Origin of the sequence: Serratia sp. JSRIV004, from assembly GCF_019968705.1 — a bacterium.
Lineage (GTDB): Bacteria > Pseudomonadota > Gammaproteobacteria > Enterobacterales > Enterobacteriaceae > Chania > Chania fonticola_B.
The window spans coordinates 3,144,898-3,162,046 of the sequence record NZ_CP074140.1; the positions used below are offsets into that span (position 1 = coordinate 3,144,898).

Sequence of the window (17,149 nt, forward strand, 5' to 3'; positions counted from 1 at the left end):
GTTGCTGTGGCCCCTATGCCACGGCCGGGGTTTGCTACGGGTAAATCAGGAGTCAGCTATTCATGATCAATACCGTTAAACGGCGAGAATTAATTATCGACCAGCTATGCCGTGAGGGCACGGTGCGCGTGGAACAGTTGAGCAGCCAATTTGCCGTCTCTACCGTCACCATTCGCAGCGATCTGCGCCATCTGGAAAAAAGTGGCTGTGCGGTACGGGCCTACGGCGGCGCGATGCTCAATAAACAGTTCGCCTTCGATCGCCCGCTCCAGGACAAGGGGCGCATCAACCGCGATGTGAAATTCGCCATTGCCTGTGCCGCGAGCGCGTTGGTGAACGACGGTGACGCGATCATTCTCGACTCGGGTTCCACCACTAGCCAGATGGCCACCCAGTTGGCCGGCAAGAAAGACCTGGTGGTGATGACCAACGCCTTGAATATCGCCTTCGAATTGGCCAGCAACGAACAGGTGGATTTGATGGTGGTCGGCGGCAGCGTGCGGCGCAAGTCCTGGTCGCTGTATGGCCCCGCTGCCGAGCAGCACATCCGCCAATATCGCTTTGATAAATTTTTCCTCGGCGTTGACGGCTTTGATTTGGTGGGCGGTATCACCACGCCAGATCCCGGTGAGGCCCAGCTTAACCGCGCCATGTGCGAAGTGGCCCGCGAAGTGATTGCGGTGGTTGATGCCAGCAAGTTTGGCCGCAGCAGCTTCTGCATGATCCGCGAGATCGGCCAGATCCACCGATTGGTGACCGACAGCCGCATTCCAGCCAATTACCTGCATGCGCTGCAAAACCTGGGGATCCAGGTGATTATCGCCGACCACTAAATAGGCATCAACAGGCATTTATCAGGTATAAACCGATTTTTTTTAAGGAGTTACCATCATGACAGGTTATTTTTCTTACGATGCGGACTGGCTGGAGCAACATCATGCGCTGCATACCGCCCGTGAGATTTGGCAGCAACCGGACCTTTGGGCGGCCTTGCACCAGCAGTTGGTCGCCCAACAGGAGCAATGCTCCGCTTTCCTGACGCCTCTGCTGCAAAACCCGCGCCTGCAGATTGTGCTGTGCGGTGCTGGCAGTTCAGCCTTTGCCGGCCGGGCCTTGGCCCCATGGCTGAGGGAAAAAACCGGCCGGGATGTTGCGGCCTATGGCACCACCGATATCGTCGCCAATCCGCAGCATTTTCTCGACCCATCACGCCCGACGCTGCTGGTCTCTTTCGCCCGTTCCGGCAATAGCCCGGAAAGCGTCGCCTCGGTAGCGCTGGCAGATCAACTGCTCCCCCAGTGCTATCACCTGATGCTGGTGTGCAACCCGGATAGCCAGTTGGCCAACTATGCCCACGGCCGTAAAAACGTCTGTGCCCTGGTGATGCCACAGGGTTCAAACGACCAGAGCTTTGCCATGACCTCCAGCTTCAGCTGCATGATGCTGAGCACCGCGCTGCTGTTAGGCCCCTATTCCCTGGACGCCGCCAAGCAACCACTGGCACAGATGATCGAGCGCTGTAGAGAACTGCGTGAATCGCTGCAATCCCAAGTAAAAACCCTGGCCAGCAGCGGCTTTAGCCGTTACATCGTGCTCGGCAGTAGCTGTTTCACCGGCCTGGCGGAGGAAGCCTCGCTGAAAATGTTGGAACTGACCGCCGGGCAGATCGTCACCCGCTATGACTCGCCGCTAGGCCTGCGTCACGGCCCTAAATTTATGGTCGATCCACAGACGTTGGTACTGCTGATGCTCTCCAGCAACCGCTATACCGAGCGTTATGAGCAGGATCTGTGGGACGAACTCCAGCGTGACGGTTTGGCCAGGCAAATGGTTGGTCTTGGTAATTCGCCAACGGAGAAAACGGGCCAGTCCGATTTGCATCATGCCGACGACGATATCTGGCTGTTGTTCCCCTATCTGCTGTTTGCCCAAATGCTGGCGTTTGAAACCTCGCTGGCGCGCGGCCTGACGCCGGATAACCCCTGCCCAACCGGGGAAGTCAACCGCGTGGTAAAAGGCGTGACCATTTATCCCTACTCTGCTACCGAGCTGTGAGGAGCCGTTATGTACCTGATATCCAACCGTGAAATGCTGTTGAAAGCGCAAAGGCTGGGCTATGCCGTGCCAGCGTTCAACGTACACAATCTTGAAACGGTGCAGGTAGTGGCAGAAACCGCCGCTGAACTGCAATCCCCGGTGATCATGGCCGGGACCCCGGGCACCTTTAGCTATGCGGGTACCGACTATCTGGTGGGAATTTGCCGCTCGGCAGCCCAGCGCCATGACCTGCCGCTGGCGTTGCATCTAGACCATCACGAAGAACTCGAAGATATCGCCACCAAGGTCAGAGCCGGGATCCGCTCGGTGATGATCGATGGCTCGCACCTGCCTTTTGAGCAGAACATCGCGCTGGTTGCGCAGGCCGTCGCGTTATGCCATCGCTATGGGGCTAGCGTAGAGGCGGAACTAGGCCGCCTGGGTGGCCAGGAGGACGATCTGATTGTCGATGCCGCAGACGGTTTTTATACCGACCCAAAAGCCGCCCGCGAGTTTGTCGCGGCTACAGGGATCGACTCCCTAGCCGTCGCCATCGGTTCGGCTCATGGGCTGTACCACGGGGAGCCCAAGCTGGATTTTGACCGTCTGGCGCTGATCCGCGAACAGCTGGAGATCCCGTTGGTGCTGCACGGTGCCTCCGGTATCCCGGAAGCGATGGTCAAGCGAGCCATCTCGCTGGGGGTGTGTAAGGTGAACGTGGCTACCGAACTTAAAATCGCCTTTGCCGATGCGGTGAAGAGCTATTTCTCGCAACATCCCGAAGCCAACGATCCGCGCAAATACATCGTTCCGGGTAAATTGGCGATGAAAGAAGTGGTAGCAGAAAAGATCCGTATCTGTGGCAGCGCAGGGATGCTGTAACTCCAAAGCGTTAGATTAAGGGCCGCAGAATAACGATAAATATGCGGCCTTAACATTAATATCGCTATTTAAAGTCACACCCGTTATTATAAGCAGCATCAAAAGTAATAATCCTCACATCGCCCCTAAATTCCCCCCACTATGATCTAAATCATGGTTTTACTGCCTGGCCATCCCTACTATTAAATTCAATTAACGAACGATTGCTGTTATTATTATTTACTCAATACATTATAGTCACGTTGGAAATTAAATCACCAGACAATGGAAGTTTGTTTTTTAGACAATAATCGACTTTTTTGTTAATGGATGGTTTTACTATTATGCTAATAGGAATAGCTTATGAAATCTATTATTACGGCTTTGGCCATGCTGGCAGCATTACCCCTTTCAGCTCATTCAAAACAAGAGGTTAGCCACAACGCCATCTCAGGGAGCATCCAGTTTTCCGGCAAAATCAGCGCCCCAACCTGCGAGATTTCGCGCAATGATGGTCAATACATATCCAGTTGCTATCGTGAAACCGCCTTCAACACCAATGAATTTATCCAAATGCCATTGGATAATATGGGTTCGGAATTAATGGGAAAACCCATTCGTGAATCAGTGTTTAATGACCCTTCTCTACAACGAATTACGTTAATTTACAATTAATCCTAATCGACGGAATTATGTCATACAATTAGTCATCGAAAATGACTTTGTGGTTTTACTAACATTTTGGCGTTTCACCTCTCGGGGTATACCTACTTGGGTGTACCCTGTTTTTCCCTATAGCCCCCGCCCCATCAGCATGTCCGAAATCCGCCATCACATCCGGCTCTTTCATGTAATAATCGCCCTATCAAACGCAAGGAGTGAACAACATGCTGACCTTTTTTATTGATCGTATGCCGACGCCGGTCGGTGAACTGGTGTTGATCGGCGATGAGCAAGGACGGATGCGCGCGCTGGACTGGACCGATCACGAGGCACGCCTGATGAAGCTGCTCAACAGCCATTATCGAGCCTCTCCCTTCGTGATACAGGAGCAAGCCAACCCCGGCGGCCTGACGGAAGTGATGCAGCGCTATTTTGCTGGCGAGTTGGCAGTCATCGACACTGTGCCGGTGATGACTGCGGGCACCGAGTTCCAACGCACCGTTTGGCAGCAACTCCGGCAAATTCCCTGTGGGGAGATCATCACCTACGGGGAATTGGCCAAGCGCATTGGCAGGCCAACCGCATCACGCGCAGTTGGCATGGCTAACGGCACTAACCCAATCAGTATCGTAGTGCCCTGCCACCGAGTGATCGGCTCTCAGGGAGCGCTGACCGGTTACGCCGGAGGGGTCCAGCGCAAACAATGGCTGCTGAAACATGAAGGTTTCCTGCCCCAGGATCTGATTTAATCGGCCAGCAGCGCCAACGCGCTTTCCTCATCCGTCACCAGGCCGTTGATCCAGCGGCCTAGTAAGGCCGCACGAATGGCCTGATGTTTTTCCGCACCACCTGCCAGAGCAATCACCGGTTTTTCCGGCCGTTGGTGCAGATTAACGCTGGTTAGCCGCCGATCGAGTTCGCTAGCCACCCGCTGGCCCTGCGGATCGATAAAATGGCCGAGCATTTCTGCCACTGCGTTAGACTCACAAAGACGATCGACATCTTCTGCGGTGATAAACCCATCCTTGTGCAGTGGGCAGTGGTATTCGATGGTGCCAATGCCAATAAAGGTCACATCGGCCTGGCTGGCCTTGTCGTTCACCGTGCGGTAAATGCGGTGGTTGCACCACAGGGCGCGATCCTGTTCGCTATCGGCAAACAGCGGTGCGGGCAGGATAAAGTAGCGGCCCTGGGTTTTCTCTGCCATCCACAGCGGTACGTCATAGCGGGTACAGGAGCCATCAGCCGCGATCGCCCCGATCAGCGAGACGCAGCTATGCTGTGGCCGCTCCAATTCCGGCAGCTCATCGATCGCCGCCTTCAGGCTGCGGCCTGAACCAACCCCAATGTTCAATGGCTGTTCACTGCGCAAAAACTGCGCCATCACTTCAGCCCCGGCTACCGCCACTGCGCGGTTTATCCCGGCACTCTCCATTCCCTGACTAGGCACCACCTGGCACAGCGTTAAGCCATAGCGTGCGCTAAGACGGGCCGATAATTCCATGCAGCGCCCTACCGGGTGGGAAATGTTGACGCTGATCAGACCGCTGTCGATCGCCAATGCCACCAGCCGCTGCGCAACCTGGCGCGATACGCCCAACGCCTCGGCAATTTCATTCTGAGTCTGTCCGGCCACGTAATACATCCAGGCGGCGCGCGCCGCCTGATCCAGCTTCTTATCGTGTTTGACCATGTTGATTTCACCCGCTACCCCTGATGGCGTCATTTTACCGGCATTCCACCTGCCCGCAGAGGCCGATTTGCACATTTGTGAGCTAAAGCCCATTTAAAGGGCAAAAGTTTATTTAATCTATCGCCATCAATGGAGCAAATGCCCAATGCAAGGGCGGATGCCCTAAAATAACCTTTAGTGGAGAACGTTATGAGCAAACCAGTGAACTCTTCCCAGGCCATTTGGCTGCATATTGGCGCCGGATCTTTCCATCGTGCTCATCAGGCCTGGTATCTACATCGCCTGATTGCAGCGGGCGATAGCCGCTGGTCGATTGCGCTTGCCAACATTCGCGATGACGCCACGCCGTTACTGGATACGCTGGCTGAGCAACAAGGCCAATACGTGCTGGAAACCGTCACCCCACAGGGCGTTCGCCAGTACGAAACCATTACCTCCATCAGCAAGGTCATTCCCTGGGATAACGAACTGGCTGCGTTGACAGCGCAAGGGGCCAAACCAGAAACCCGAGTCATTTCCTTCACCGTTACCGAAGGTGGCTATTATCTGGATAACCAGTTTAATCTGGATCGCGCTAACGCCGATATTCAGGCCGATCTGCTGGGCGCCTGCCGCACTATTTACGGCACCATGGCACAGCTCTTGGCACGCAGAAAGCAGCTTAATGGTGACCCTGTCACGTTATTGAACTGCGATAACCTGCGCCATAACGGTGAACGCTTCCGTCACGGCCTGATGCAGTTCCTGCAACTGCGTAAAGAACCAGAGCTGATCGCCTGGATCGATAGCCACACCCGCTGCCCCAACACCATGGTTGACCGCATCACACCACGGCCAGCGCCGGAGGTTGCCGAGCGCGTTGCCGAAGCCACCGGCTTCCAGGATCGTGCGCCTGTAATGGGGGAAGCCTTTATCCAATGGGTGATCGAAGATGATTTCATCAACGGGCGGCCAGCGTTGGAGAACGTCGGCGTCGAAATGGTTGAATCCGTGCTGCCCTATGAAGAAGCCAAGATCCGCATCCTCAACGCCAGCCATAGCTGCATTGCCTGGGCCGGTACGCTGATTGGCCAAAGCTTTATTCATGAAAGCACCGGCACCCCGGCCATCCACCAGTTGGCTTATGATTATGTGACCCAGGACGTGATCCCTTCCCTGACGCCGAGCCCGCTCGACTTGGCCGCCTACCGTGACGTGGTTCTGGAACGCTTTAGCAACCCCTATATTCGCGATACCAACCAGCGCGTTGCCGCCGACGGTTTTTCCAAAATCCCCGGTTTCATTACCCCAACGCTGCAAGAGTGTTATCAGCGCGGCCAAGAGCCGAAAGCCACGGCCATGCTGCCTGCCCTGTTCTTTGTCTTTATGCAGCGCTGGCACCAAGGCCAACTGCCTTATGAATATCAGGACGGTATTCTGGACGCCGCCGCTGTCCACCAGATGTTCGCAGCGGCCGATCCGGTGGCGGTATTTGCCTCAGATGAGAAATTGTTCAGCACCTTGGCCCACAGCCGTGCCTTTAGCCAACTGCTGCGCCAATCCATCGATCGGGTTAATCACTGGCTGGCGCAATAAAGGGAGCGAACCATGTATCTAGGACTCGATTTAGGCACCTCAGAAATCAAAGCTGTGGTGATTGATGACAACGGCACCCTGATCGCCAGCGCCGGTGAGCCGCTGGAAGTACAACGTCCGCATCCCCACTGGGCAGAGCAGGACCCGGCCGATTGGTGGCGAGCAACGCAGGCGGTAGTGAGCCGTTTGCGCGCCAAAATTCCGCAACAGTGGCCGCAGATCCGCTCGCTGGGGCTTTCCGGTCAGATGCACGGAGCGGTGCTGCTCAACCGTGATAATCAGGTTTTGCGCCCGGCGATTTTATGGAATGACACTCGCAGCGCCGAACAATGCAAGCAGTTGACGCAGAACGCACTGGAGTTGCATGACATTGCCGGTAACCTGGCGATGCCGGGATTCACCGCGCCCAAGCTGTTATGGGTTGCCAGGCATGAACCGGAAATCTTCTCGCAAATATCCACCGTGCTGCTGCCCAAGGACTTCCTGCGCTGGATGATGAGTGGCGACAAGGTTTCGGATATGTCGGACGCGGCTGGCACGCTGTGGCTCGACGTGGGCAAGCGGGATTGGTCAGATTCCTTGCTCGCTGCCTGTGGCCTCAACCGCGATCAGATGCCGCGTCTGGTAGAAGGCAGCGAAGTCTCCGGCCAGTTGAAAGGCGATATTGCGCGCTCCTGGGGCCTTGCTGACAATATTATCATTGCCGGTGGCGGTGGAGATAACGCAGCCAGCGCGGTGGGCATTGGCGCGGTTAATCCAGGCGATGCATTTATCTCGCTGGGGACCTCCGGCGTGCTGTTCGCCGTGAACGATCGCTTCCGCCCCAATCCACAATCCGCCGTCCATGCGTTTTGCCATGCCTTGCCTGAGCGCTGGCATCAGATGAGCGTGATGCTTACTGCCGCCAGTGCCCTGCGCTGGTTCTGCCAACTGGTGGGCAGCAATGAACCCACGCTGTTGGCCGAAATCGCCCAGATGAACCTGGCGGAACAGCGCCTGGCCCCGGTATTTTTACCCTACCTGTCCGGTGAACGGACGCCACACAACGATCCGCTGGCGACCGGCGCGTTCCACGGTCTGACACACAGCCATCAGCGTGCATCAATGGGCTATGCGGTGCTGGAAGGCGTGGCATTCGGTATGGCGGACGGCCTGGACGTTCTTTCGCAAGCCGGAACCCGGCTGGAACAATGTTCACTGATTGGCGGTGGCGCTCGCAGCGAACATTGGGCGCAACTGATGGCCGACGTGCTCGATCTGCCGGTGGTCACCCATCTTGGCGGTGAAGCCGGCGGCGCTTTGGGCGCGGCGCGGTTGGGATGGCTGGCAGCAGGTGGAACGGTGGAGCAGGTTTGCCACAAACCCGCCATCGATCGGCGCTTCCTGCCGGACGGCGAACGCCAACCTCTGCTCGCGGAACGTCTGGCCACCTACCGTCAGCTCTACCAACAACAATTGGCCCTGCGCCGGGCATGATCCCGGCGCGGTAAAAAATAATAAGACTGTACCCTTACACCTATCCTGGAGTTTGTTATGCCACAAACACATAAACACTGGTTCGGCCTGCCGATGAACCTGTTCTGGGGCTACATCGCCATTGCCATTTTCATGAGCGGCGACGGCTTTGAGATGGCCTTTCTGTCTAAACACATCACCGATATGGGGTTCACACCGGCACAATCGGCGCTGGTGTTTACCGTGTATGGTCTGGCAGCGGCGCTGGCGGCCTGGAGCTCCGGCGTGGTGGCCGAAATCATCACGCCACAAAAAGCCATGCGCATCGGCTTTATCCTGTGGCTGGTGATGCACGTGCTGTTTATGCTGCTGGGCCTGGGGATGCGTAACTACCCGTTGATGTTGCTGTTTTACGGCATTCGTGGCCTGGCCTATCCGCTGTTTATCTATTCGTTTGTGATGTTGGTGGTGCAGAACGTCCCTAAACAGCAGCTCTCTTCCGCGATGGGCTGGTTCTGGGCGATGTACTCGATCGGCATCGGCTGTGTCGGCAGCTATCTGCCCAGCTTTACCATTCCGTTGATGGGCGAAACCGGCACTCTGTGGTTTGCCATTGTCTGGGTGGCTGCCGGTGGCTTGATGGCGATGTTCCTGCTGCGCAACGTGGGTGAGGCCAGCTCCAAGGCCGATCTGTCACCGCAGGAGAAACTCAAAGAGCTTTCCCGCGCGGTGACTATCCTGTTCACCAACCGCAATATCTTCCTCTCCTGCCTGATCCGCATCATCAACACGCTGTCGTTGTTTGGCTTTGCGGTGATTATGCCGATGCTGTACGTAGGCCGGCTGGGCTTTAGCATGTCCGAGTGGCTGCAAATTTGGGCGGTGTTCTTCTTTGTCACCATCTTCACCAACATTATGTGGGGCATTCTGGGGGAGAAAATCGGTTGGCTGCGCCAGGTGCGCTGGTTTGGCTGCATCGGTTGCGCCATCTCCAGCCTGGCGTTTTACTACCTGCCGGTGCATTTTGGCCATAACTTCTGGATCGCGCTGGTGCCCGCAGTCATGCTTGGGATCACCGTTGCGGCCTTCGTCCCTATGACCGCAGTGTTCCCGGTACTGGAACCCAACCACAAAGGTGCAGCTATATCGATCTATAACCTTTCCGCTGGCCTGAGCAACTTCGCGGCCCCGGCCATCGCTTCTATAGTGCTGCCCTTCTTTGATATCGAAGGCGTAGTGTGGGTGTATACCGGTTTGTATCTGGTGGCAGCGGTGTTGACGCTGATCGTCAAAGTCGACCAGCCAGGACATAACAACGTCCCGCGCTATGTTCCGGCTAATGATGCTTTGGCTAAAAATAGCGCCTGACTTTAAAGCTGGGCGCAGCATGCTGCGCCCGTTCGCTCCTGCACAGTACGGTCATCACTGGCGGGCTCATTCACCGCACGGATTTGTGTAGAAATATTTACTCGTTAACCTACGTTACCATCACGGATGAAAGCTATCTGCCCACCCATACCCCTACAATCGATAAGACTAATCGCAGAAAGCCGATGATAATGCGAGATTTATTCGTTTTTCATATGGTTTTAGTCAATATCAGCCAGCCTTTTCCGAAGTCAATAAATCACTAAACATCAGTATGCTACGGAATGATGAGCAATAGCCCTGTTTAAAAATCACACAAAATGTCGCCATTGTTGTTCTTGCTGTACTTATCACCTGCCGCAAAAGATGTTAAAATTGACTCATATCAATTATTGCGTGAGCTTAATCTATGATCCCGGAAAAACGCGTGATTCGTCGTATCCAGTCTGGTGGTTGTGCGATCCATTGCCAAGACTGTAGCATCAGCCAATTGTGTATTCCTTTTACGCTGAATACGCATGAGCTGGACCAACTCGACAACATCATCGAGAGAAAAAAGCCGATCCAGAAAGGCCAAACGCTGTTTAAAGCCGGTGACGAACTGAAATCACTGTACGCCATCCGCTCCGGGACCATCAAAAGCTACACCATCACCGAACAGGGTGACGAACAAATTACCGGCTTCCACCTGGCGGGCGATCTGGTGGGCTTTGACGCCATCGGTGGCCTGAAGCACCCAAGCTTCGCTCAGGCGCTGGAAACCTCCATGGTCTGTGAAATCCCGTTTGAAACGCTGGACGATCTCTCGGGCAAAATGCCTAATCTGCGCCAGCAAATCATGCGTTTGATGAGCGGTGAGATCAAAGGCGACCAGGATATGATCCTGCTGCTGTCAAAGAAGAACGCCGAAGAGCGCCTGGCCGCTTTCGTCTATAACCTGTCGCACCGCTTTGCCGAACGTGGCTTCTCACCGCGTGAGTTCCGTTTGACCATGACCCGTGGCGATATCGGCAACTATCTGGGCCTGACGGTGGAAACCATCAGCCGCCTGTTGGGGCGTTTCCAGAAAAGCGAAATCCTCAGCGTGAAAGGCAAATACATCACCATCGAAAACGCAGACGCCCTGTCACAACTGGCGGGTGCCGCACGCATCAACGTCTCCGTAAGCGCCTGATCCCCTACTGGGCCAATAATTCGCTGAAATTGTTGGCCCAGCCCCCCTCTGCCGCTGTTCTGTTTTTCAATGTTGGGTTACTCTGTATGTGAACAGACTGTTGATCTACAGCTGTAAGGAGGCCCTATGGCGAAGTATCAGAATCTACTGGTGGCTATTGACCCCAATCAGGACGATCAACCGGCGCTGCGCCGGGCAGTTTACCTGATCAAGCGGAACGGCGGGCGGATTAAGGCCTTCCTTCCTATCTATGATTTCTCTTACGAAATGACCACCCTGCTTTCCCCTGACGAAAGAACGGCGATGCGGCAAGGGGTGATTAGCCAACGGGCGGCGTGGATTAAAGAGCAATGCCGCTTCTATCTTGAAGACGGTGTCCCCATTGAAATCAAAGTGGTGTGGCACAATCGTCCCTATGAGGCGATCATTCAGGAAGTGCTGAGCGGCAAGCACGATTTACTGTTGAAAATGGCCCATCAGCACGACAGGCTGGAATCGGTGATTTTCACCCCGACGGACTGGCATCTGCTGCGCAAATGCCCTTGCCCGGTGTGGATGGTGAAAGACCAACCCTGGCCTGAAGGGGGTAAAGCGTTGGTGGCGGTCAACCTCTCCAGCGAAGAGCCTTATCATGACCCACTCAATATCCGGCTGGTGCAAGAAACGCTCGAACTGGCGCAAAACGTCGATCAAACCGAAGTACACCTGGTGGGTGCCTACCCGGTTACTCCGATCAATATAGCCATCGAACTGCCCGATTTTGACCCCAGCATCTATAACGATGCAATCCGCGGGCAGCACCTGATCGCCATGAAGGCGTTAAGGCAAAAATTCCACATCAACGAAGAGTTCACCCATGTGGAGAAAGGCCTGCCGGAGGAGGTGATCCCGGATTTGGCCGAGCATTTGCAAGCGGGCGTGGTGGTGTTAGGTAGCTTGGGCCGCACCGGTATTTCTGCCGCGTTTATCGGCAATACCGCGGAACAGGTGATCGACCATCTGAAATGTGACCTGCTGGTGCTCAAGCCGGATGACTTCGACTGCCCGATCGTGATGGATGAAGACGACGAGCACGACGATGAGGATTGATTTCGGTGCCTTATAAAACAAACAGGGCCCAATTGGGCCCTGTTTGACATTCTGGGGTAGGAAATTAAAGCTCTACCACATCGAAACGCACATCAGGATTAACGTCCGCGTCATAATCCACTTCTTCCAGACCAAAGCCGAACAGGCGCAGGAACTCCTGCTTGTAGCCGGTGTAATCGGTCAGTTCACTCAGGTTTTCCGAAGTGATTGACGGCCACAGATCGCGGCAGGCCTGCTGCACATCATCACGCAGTTCCCAGTCATCCATACGGATACGGGCATGATCGTCCAGCGGCATCTCTTCGCCGTACAGACGGGTGTGCATCAAACGGGAAACCTGTTCCATGCAGCCTTCGTGAATGCCCTTCTCTTTCATGATCTTGAAGGCCATGGAGATATACAGCGGCATTACCGGAATGGCCGAAGAAGCTTGAGTGACCACGGACTTCAGCACGGCAACGTGAGCGGTGCCGCCCTTGGCAGCCAGATCGCCACGGATAGCGGTAGCTGCGCGATCCAAATCTTCTTTGGCGCGGCCCAGCGTACCGTGCCAGTAGATTGGCCAGGTCAGGTCGGTACCGATATACGAGTAAGCAACGGACTTGGCACCTTCGGCCAGCACGCCCGCTTCTTCCAACGCCGACATCCACAGTTCCCAATCCTGGCCGCCCATCACGGTGATGGTGTTCTGGATCTCTTCTTCGCTCGCCGGTTCAACCGTAGCGGTGATGATTTGGTCTTTGTTGGTGTCGATAGCGGTGGTGGTATAAACCTCACCGATTGGCTTCAGTGCGGAACGCACTACTTCGCCGGTATCTGGCATTTTACGCACCGGCGAAGCCAGTGAGTAAACCACCAAATCAATTTGGCCCAGGTCAGCTTTGATCAGCTCAATCACCTTGGCACGGCATTCGTTGGAGAAGGCATCGCCATTAACGCTTTTCGCGTACAGGCCAGCTTCTTTAGCGGCTTTATCGAAAGCGGCCGAGTTGTACCAGCCAGCGGTGGCGGTTTTGCTTTCGCTGCCCGCTTTCTCGAAGAATACGCCAATGGTGGCAGCGTCGCTGCCAAAGGCGGTGGCAATACGGGAAGCCAGACCATAACCGGTAGATGCACCGATCACCAGCACACGTTTAGGGCCATTGGCAATCTTGCCCTGTGCCTTGGTGTAGGCAATCTGACGACGAACATTGGCTTCACAACCGACCGGATGAGTGGTGGTGCAGATAAAGCCGCGAACCTTAGGTTTGATAATCATATGGGTCTAGGATCCGTTAAAGGGATGAAATCGGGACATAAGATAACTCATTGTGTCCCTTTTTTGTGATCTGATGTGTTAGATTGCACAAATGTTGCGCAAATCTTGTTAAATTAAGCACAAATTCCGTCAGGGATCTGCCTTGTTTAGCAAAATCACTCCTGCGTCACAAACCCCAATTCCTGAGAGATGCGCCGCGTGGTCTCCAGCAGCGGTTTCATCAACGACTCTACGCCAACCTGTTGCAGCTTGGCCGTAGGCAGCGAAACCGAAACGGAATAAGGCACCCGTTGCTGAATATCGAACACCGGGGCAGCAATACAGGACACGCCCAGCTCGTTTTCTTCGCGATCCATCGCCACGCCCTGCTTGCGGATATCCGCCAACTCCTCATACATCTTCGGCAATTCGGTAATGGTATTACGCGTCAGTACCTGGATCTCCTGCTGATGGGTTTGCCAATAGTGATCCGGATAGTCGCTCTTGCCATAGGCCATAAAAATTTTACCCATCGCCGAACAGTACAGCGGCATATGCTGGCCGATATAGGCACGGGTACGCATCATGCCGGTGGTCGGTTCCAACTTGTAGATCAGGATCACATGATCGTCTTCCCGGCTGGAGAAGTTGACCGTTTCCCCCACTTCCAGGTTCAACTGCTCCAAATGCGGCGCAGCCACGTGGATGATGTTCAATGAGGAAAGCGCCTTTTGACCAATAGAAATAAATTTGGTGGTCAGGCGGTAACTGCCTGGGGAAGGCGCCTGCGTGACATAGCCACTGGTATGCAGCCCTTGTAACAGGCGGTGCACGGTGCTTTTGTTCATCTCGGCCAGCTCGGACAGGTGCGCCAGCGGGCAACCATTAGGGAAATTGCTCAATATTTCAATCAGCTGCAAACCACGAAACAGGCTTTGGCTGCCCAGGGGTTTGTCTTTTTTGTCATCTTTTTCGTCAACAGCTTTCAGGCTCATAGCGAAGTCTCTCCATTGTTGAGCCGCCAGCCGTTGCCACGGCGTAAGAAGCGGACCTACAGGGGGAGAATGTTACTCCAAGGGCCGCATCAGGTGAAGTTGGAACGCCGTATCATTTTCAGTAGTGAGGTTAAAACCCGCAACATTCCGGCAACCTTATAAGTGAGTTGTGCGTCACAAATTGACAAAATTAAAAATAATCCATTGTTTATTAAGGAGAATTAAAACCGCCCCGGCTTTGCTTTAGCTCGACGTTAGGCATATCATTTTTGAAATCTGATTTCGCATATTGAAATTTAAGGTTGATTAAAACAGCAGGACTTCATTTATTGGCATCGCGCTGATGGCGCGAACCGACACAGGGGCGCATCACATGACTCAAGGCAATGCGGATCAACCCATTCTTACGCTCAGCCATATCGTCAAGCGTTTTGGCGGCAACATCGCGGTTAACGACGTCAGCCTGCAGGTGATGCCCGGCGAAGTGCTGGCGCTGCTAGGGGAAAACGGCGCGGGTAAATCCACGTTGATCAAAGTCCTGGCTGGAGTGTATCCCCGCGATGGCGGCGATATCCACTTTCAAGGTAACAGCATTGCCTCGGCGGCGGCGATTAAAAGTGATAGCCGCCAGCCGATTGCCTTTATCCATCAGGATCTGGGCCTGATTGAATGGATGACGGTTGCGGAAAACATGGCGCTGGTGATGGGGTTTCCCCGCCGTTTCGGGCTGATCGACTGGCGAGCCATTCGCCGCCGTGCGCTGGAAGCCTTGCAGGATGTGGGGATTGCCCTGGACCCAGACGCACGTGTATTTGAGCTTTCCCGCACGGAAAAGTCATTGCTGGCCATTGCCAGGGCGGTGGCGGTGAATGCCGAACTGCTGGTGCTGGATGAACCTACCGCTTCCCTACCCGCCAACGACGTACGCCACCTGTTTGCGGTGATCAACCGGCTGCGTGCCAAAAAGGTCGGCATGATTTACGTCACCCATCGCCTGGATGAGGTGATTGAAATTGCCGATCGGGTTTGCGTGATGCGTGACGGGCGCTACGTTGCCGGGGGCAATACCGCCGATTATTCCCTGCGCGATCTGGTGCAGATGATCGTGGGTGAAGCGATGGCGGAAGATCAGCGTGAACCGCTGCCGCAGCACCAGCCGCCGGTATTGCAACTGCATAACATCACCGTCGGGGATATCGGCCCGGTCAGCTTTGAATTGCAGCCGGGTGAAATGCTCGCTCTTGCCGGGCTACGCGGCGCTGGCCAGGAGGAGATTGGCCGCCTGCTGTTTGGCCTGCGCCAACGGGACAGCGGAGAAATCCAGTTTCGCGATAAACCTTACTCAGCCACCACGCCGCAGCAGGCTATGGCCTGTGGAGTGTCGCTTGTCGCTGGCGATCGCACCGGCGAAAGCCTGGTGATGTCGATGAGCGTACGGGAAAACCTGTTTATCAACCCCTGCGCCAGCGGCCATAAGCTGTTCTCGCGCTATAGCCGCCGAGCCGAAATCGGTGCCAGTTGGTGGAAGGTGCAACTGTTCGACGTGCGGCCCAAAGACGTCAATATCGATATCAGCGCCCTGTCCGGCGGCAATCAGCAAAAAGTGGTGATGGCCCGCTGGATGCATCTTGCGGCACCGTTGCTGATCCTGGAAGACCCTACCGCTGGGGTTGACGTGGGCGCCCGCGCCGAAATCTATCATCTGTTAAATAAATCCCTGGCAGCCGGCGTGGCGGTATTGGTGATCTCCAACGATTTTGAAGAGATCGCGCATATCTGTAACCGCGCCCTGGTGTTTAACCGGGGGAAAGTGGTGGGCGAATTGAAGAACCAACAAGTCTCGTTCGCCAATTTATTGGAGCTGGCCTCTGCCAGCGCTGGGGAAGCCGTTGTGGAGGAATACCATGTCGAATAAAACGTCCGTCAAATCAACGGCGCTGGAACAGCGCGTCAGCCTGGGACAGGACGGCGTTGGCCCATGGCTGATGCAAATCATTACCCGTTATGGCCTGCTGCTGCTGTGTATTGCGTTAGTGATCGTCTTCTCGCTCACCACGCCGTCGTTCGCCTCGATGCTGACGGTACAGGCGATCCTCTCCAGCAAGGCCAAGATCGCCCTGCTGGCGCTGGCGGCCACCATTCCGATGATCGTCGGCAAGATCGACCTGAACGTCGGTTTCGGTATCGTACTGTGGCACATTCTGGCGATCACCTTACAGGTGGAATATGGCTTCTCCTGGCAGATGGCGGTGCTGACCGTGTTGGTCATTTCCGCGCTGTACGGCCTGCTTAACGGCATCCTGGTAGCGCTGGCGGATATCGACAGCTTCGTGGCCACCCTGGGTTCAGGCACCGTGCTGTATGCGCTGGCGCTATGGCACTCCGGCGGGCGGCAGATTGTCGGCGACCTGCCCGACGCCTTTATCGCCCTGCATCACACCGAAATCGCCGGGATCCCGATTGTGGCCTTCTATGTGCTGATCGTCGCCGTCATCCTGTGGCTGATCACCGAACATACCCCGCTGGGCCGGTGCATGTATGCGGTAGGCGGCAATCCGGCTGCGGCGCGGCTCAACGGTATTTCGGTCAATCGCTTCACCATTGGCGCCTTTATCGCCTCGAGCGTGCTCACCGGTTTTAGCGGCGTGCTGATCGCTGCCGAACAGGGCGTAGGCCAGGCCAGCGTCGGGATGGATTACCTGTTACCCGCCCTGGTGGGGGCATTTCTCGGCAGTACCACCATTCGTCCAGGCCGAGTGAACGTCTGGGGCACCGTGGTCGGCATTGCCATTCTGGCGATCGGCATCGCGGGGATCCAACAGTTTGGTGGAGAGTTCTGGGTCGAACCGTTATTCAACGGCGCAACGCTGCTGCTGTCCATCACATTGGCCGGTTATGCCCAACGCCGTCGGTTACTCAATCAGAAAGCAGTACAACGCAGTCAGGCGGCATCTGCCGACAACAACAACCAAAAAGCGATCAATCCTTAATCAGGAGCACAG

15 protein-coding genes are annotated in these 17,149 nt (G+C 55.3%); 12 read left to right on the top strand and 3 right to left on the bottom strand.

Annotated features, from left to right (window positions below; genetic code table 11):
- Positions 1-62: 62 nt before the first annotated feature.
- From agaR to ogt, 5 genes are all read left to right on the top strand, one after another.
- The gene (gene agaR, locus KGP21_RS15020; RefSeq protein WP_094981283.1) at positions 63-833 is read left to right on the top strand and encodes a transcriptional repressor AgaR; all 771 of its coding nucleotides are present in this window, start codon (positions 63-65) and stop codon (positions 831-833) included.
- A gap of 58 nt (positions 834-891) precedes the next feature.
- Positions 892-2,055 (top strand): SIS domain-containing protein, encoded by a 1,164-nt coding sequence (locus tag KGP21_RS15025; RefSeq protein WP_223535545.1) that lies wholly within the window; start codon positions 892-894, stop codon positions 2,053-2,055.
- A 9-nt stretch (positions 2,056-2,064) separates the two neighbouring features.
- Positions 2,065-2,919, top strand: a complete 855-nt coding sequence (locus KGP21_RS15030; RefSeq protein WP_021177889.1) for a tagatose bisphosphate family class II aldolase — start codon at positions 2,065-2,067, stop codon at positions 2,917-2,919.
- 342 nt (positions 2,920-3,261) lie between these two features.
- Positions 3,262-3,573, top strand: a complete 312-nt coding sequence (locus KGP21_RS15035; protein ID WP_059200888.1) for a hypothetical protein — start codon at positions 3,262-3,264, stop codon at positions 3,571-3,573.
- A 212-nt stretch (positions 3,574-3,785) separates the two neighbouring features.
- Positions 3,786-4,310, top strand: a complete 525-nt coding sequence (gene ogt / locus KGP21_RS15040; RefSeq protein WP_021806480.1) for a methylated-DNA--[protein]-cysteine S-methyltransferase — start codon at positions 3,786-3,788, stop codon at positions 4,308-4,310.
- Here the strand turns inward: ogt and KGP21_RS15045 are convergent.
- Entirely contained in the window at positions 4,307-5,254 is a 948-nt protein-coding gene (locus tag KGP21_RS15045) for a sugar-binding transcriptional regulator (RefSeq protein WP_021177886.1), read from the bottom strand. The genes ogt and KGP21_RS15045 overlap by 4 nt on opposite strands.
- Before the next feature lie 189 nt (positions 5,255-5,443).
- Between KGP21_RS15045 and dalD the strand changes: the two genes are divergently transcribed.
- From dalD to uspE, 5 genes are all read left to right on the top strand, one after another.
- Positions 5,444-6,829 carry a D-arabinitol 4-dehydrogenase gene (gene dalD / locus KGP21_RS15050; RefSeq protein WP_179247511.1) on the top strand — a complete coding sequence of 462 codons (1,386 nt, stop codon included), beginning with the start codon at positions 5,444-5,446 and terminating at the stop codon, positions 6,827-6,829.
- Positions 6,830-6,841: 12 nt separating this feature from the next.
- Positions 6,842-8,305, top strand: coding sequence for a xylulokinase (gene xylB / locus KGP21_RS15055; protein ID WP_223535548.1), 1,464 nt, complete (start codon positions 6,842-6,844; stop codon positions 8,303-8,305).
- A gap of 57 nt (positions 8,306-8,362) precedes the next feature.
- Positions 8,363-9,652, top strand: coding sequence for an MFS transporter (locus tag KGP21_RS15060; RefSeq protein WP_223535552.1), 1,290 nt, complete (start codon positions 8,363-8,365; stop codon positions 9,650-9,652).
- Positions 9,653-10,061: 409 nt separating this feature from the next.
- On the top strand, positions 10,062-10,826 hold the full coding sequence (locus KGP21_RS15065; RefSeq protein ID WP_021177882.1) for an FNR family transcription factor: 765 nt from the start codon (positions 10,062-10,064) through the stop codon (positions 10,824-10,826).
- Positions 10,827-10,952: 126 nt separating this feature from the next.
- A complete protein-coding gene (gene uspE, locus KGP21_RS15070; RefSeq protein WP_021806484.1) occupies positions 10,953-11,915 on the top strand; it encodes a universal stress protein UspE in 963 nt (320 codons plus the stop codon).
- 64 nt (positions 11,916-11,979) lie between these two features.
- Here the strand turns inward: uspE and fabV are convergent, their stop codons facing one another.
- A complete protein-coding gene (gene fabV, locus KGP21_RS15075) occupies positions 11,980-13,173 on the bottom strand; it encodes an enoyl-ACP reductase FabV (protein ID WP_021177880.1) in 1,194 nt (397 codons plus the stop codon).
- A 155-nt stretch (positions 13,174-13,328) separates the two neighbouring features.
- On the bottom strand, positions 13,329-14,147 hold the full coding sequence (locus KGP21_RS15080) for an IclR family transcriptional regulator (RefSeq protein WP_021806485.1): 819 nt from the start codon (positions 14,145-14,147) through the stop codon (positions 13,329-13,331).
- A 373-nt stretch (positions 14,148-14,520) separates the two neighbouring features.
- On the opposite strand from KGP21_RS15080, the gene KGP21_RS15085 reads away from it, so the two are divergent.
- Both KGP21_RS15085 and KGP21_RS15090 read left to right on the top strand, forming a co-directional pair.
- Positions 14,521-16,062, top strand: a complete 1,542-nt coding sequence (locus KGP21_RS15085) for a sugar ABC transporter ATP-binding protein (RefSeq protein ID WP_037375957.1) — start codon at positions 14,521-14,523, stop codon at positions 16,060-16,062.
- Complete coding sequence (locus KGP21_RS15090; RefSeq protein WP_059200894.1) at positions 16,052-17,137, top strand: ABC transporter permease; 1,086 nt, start codon at positions 16,052-16,054, stop codon at positions 17,135-17,137. The genes KGP21_RS15085 and KGP21_RS15090 overlap by 11 nt, the downstream gene beginning before the upstream one ends.
- The last annotated feature ends 12 nt before the right edge of the window (positions 17,138-17,149 follow it).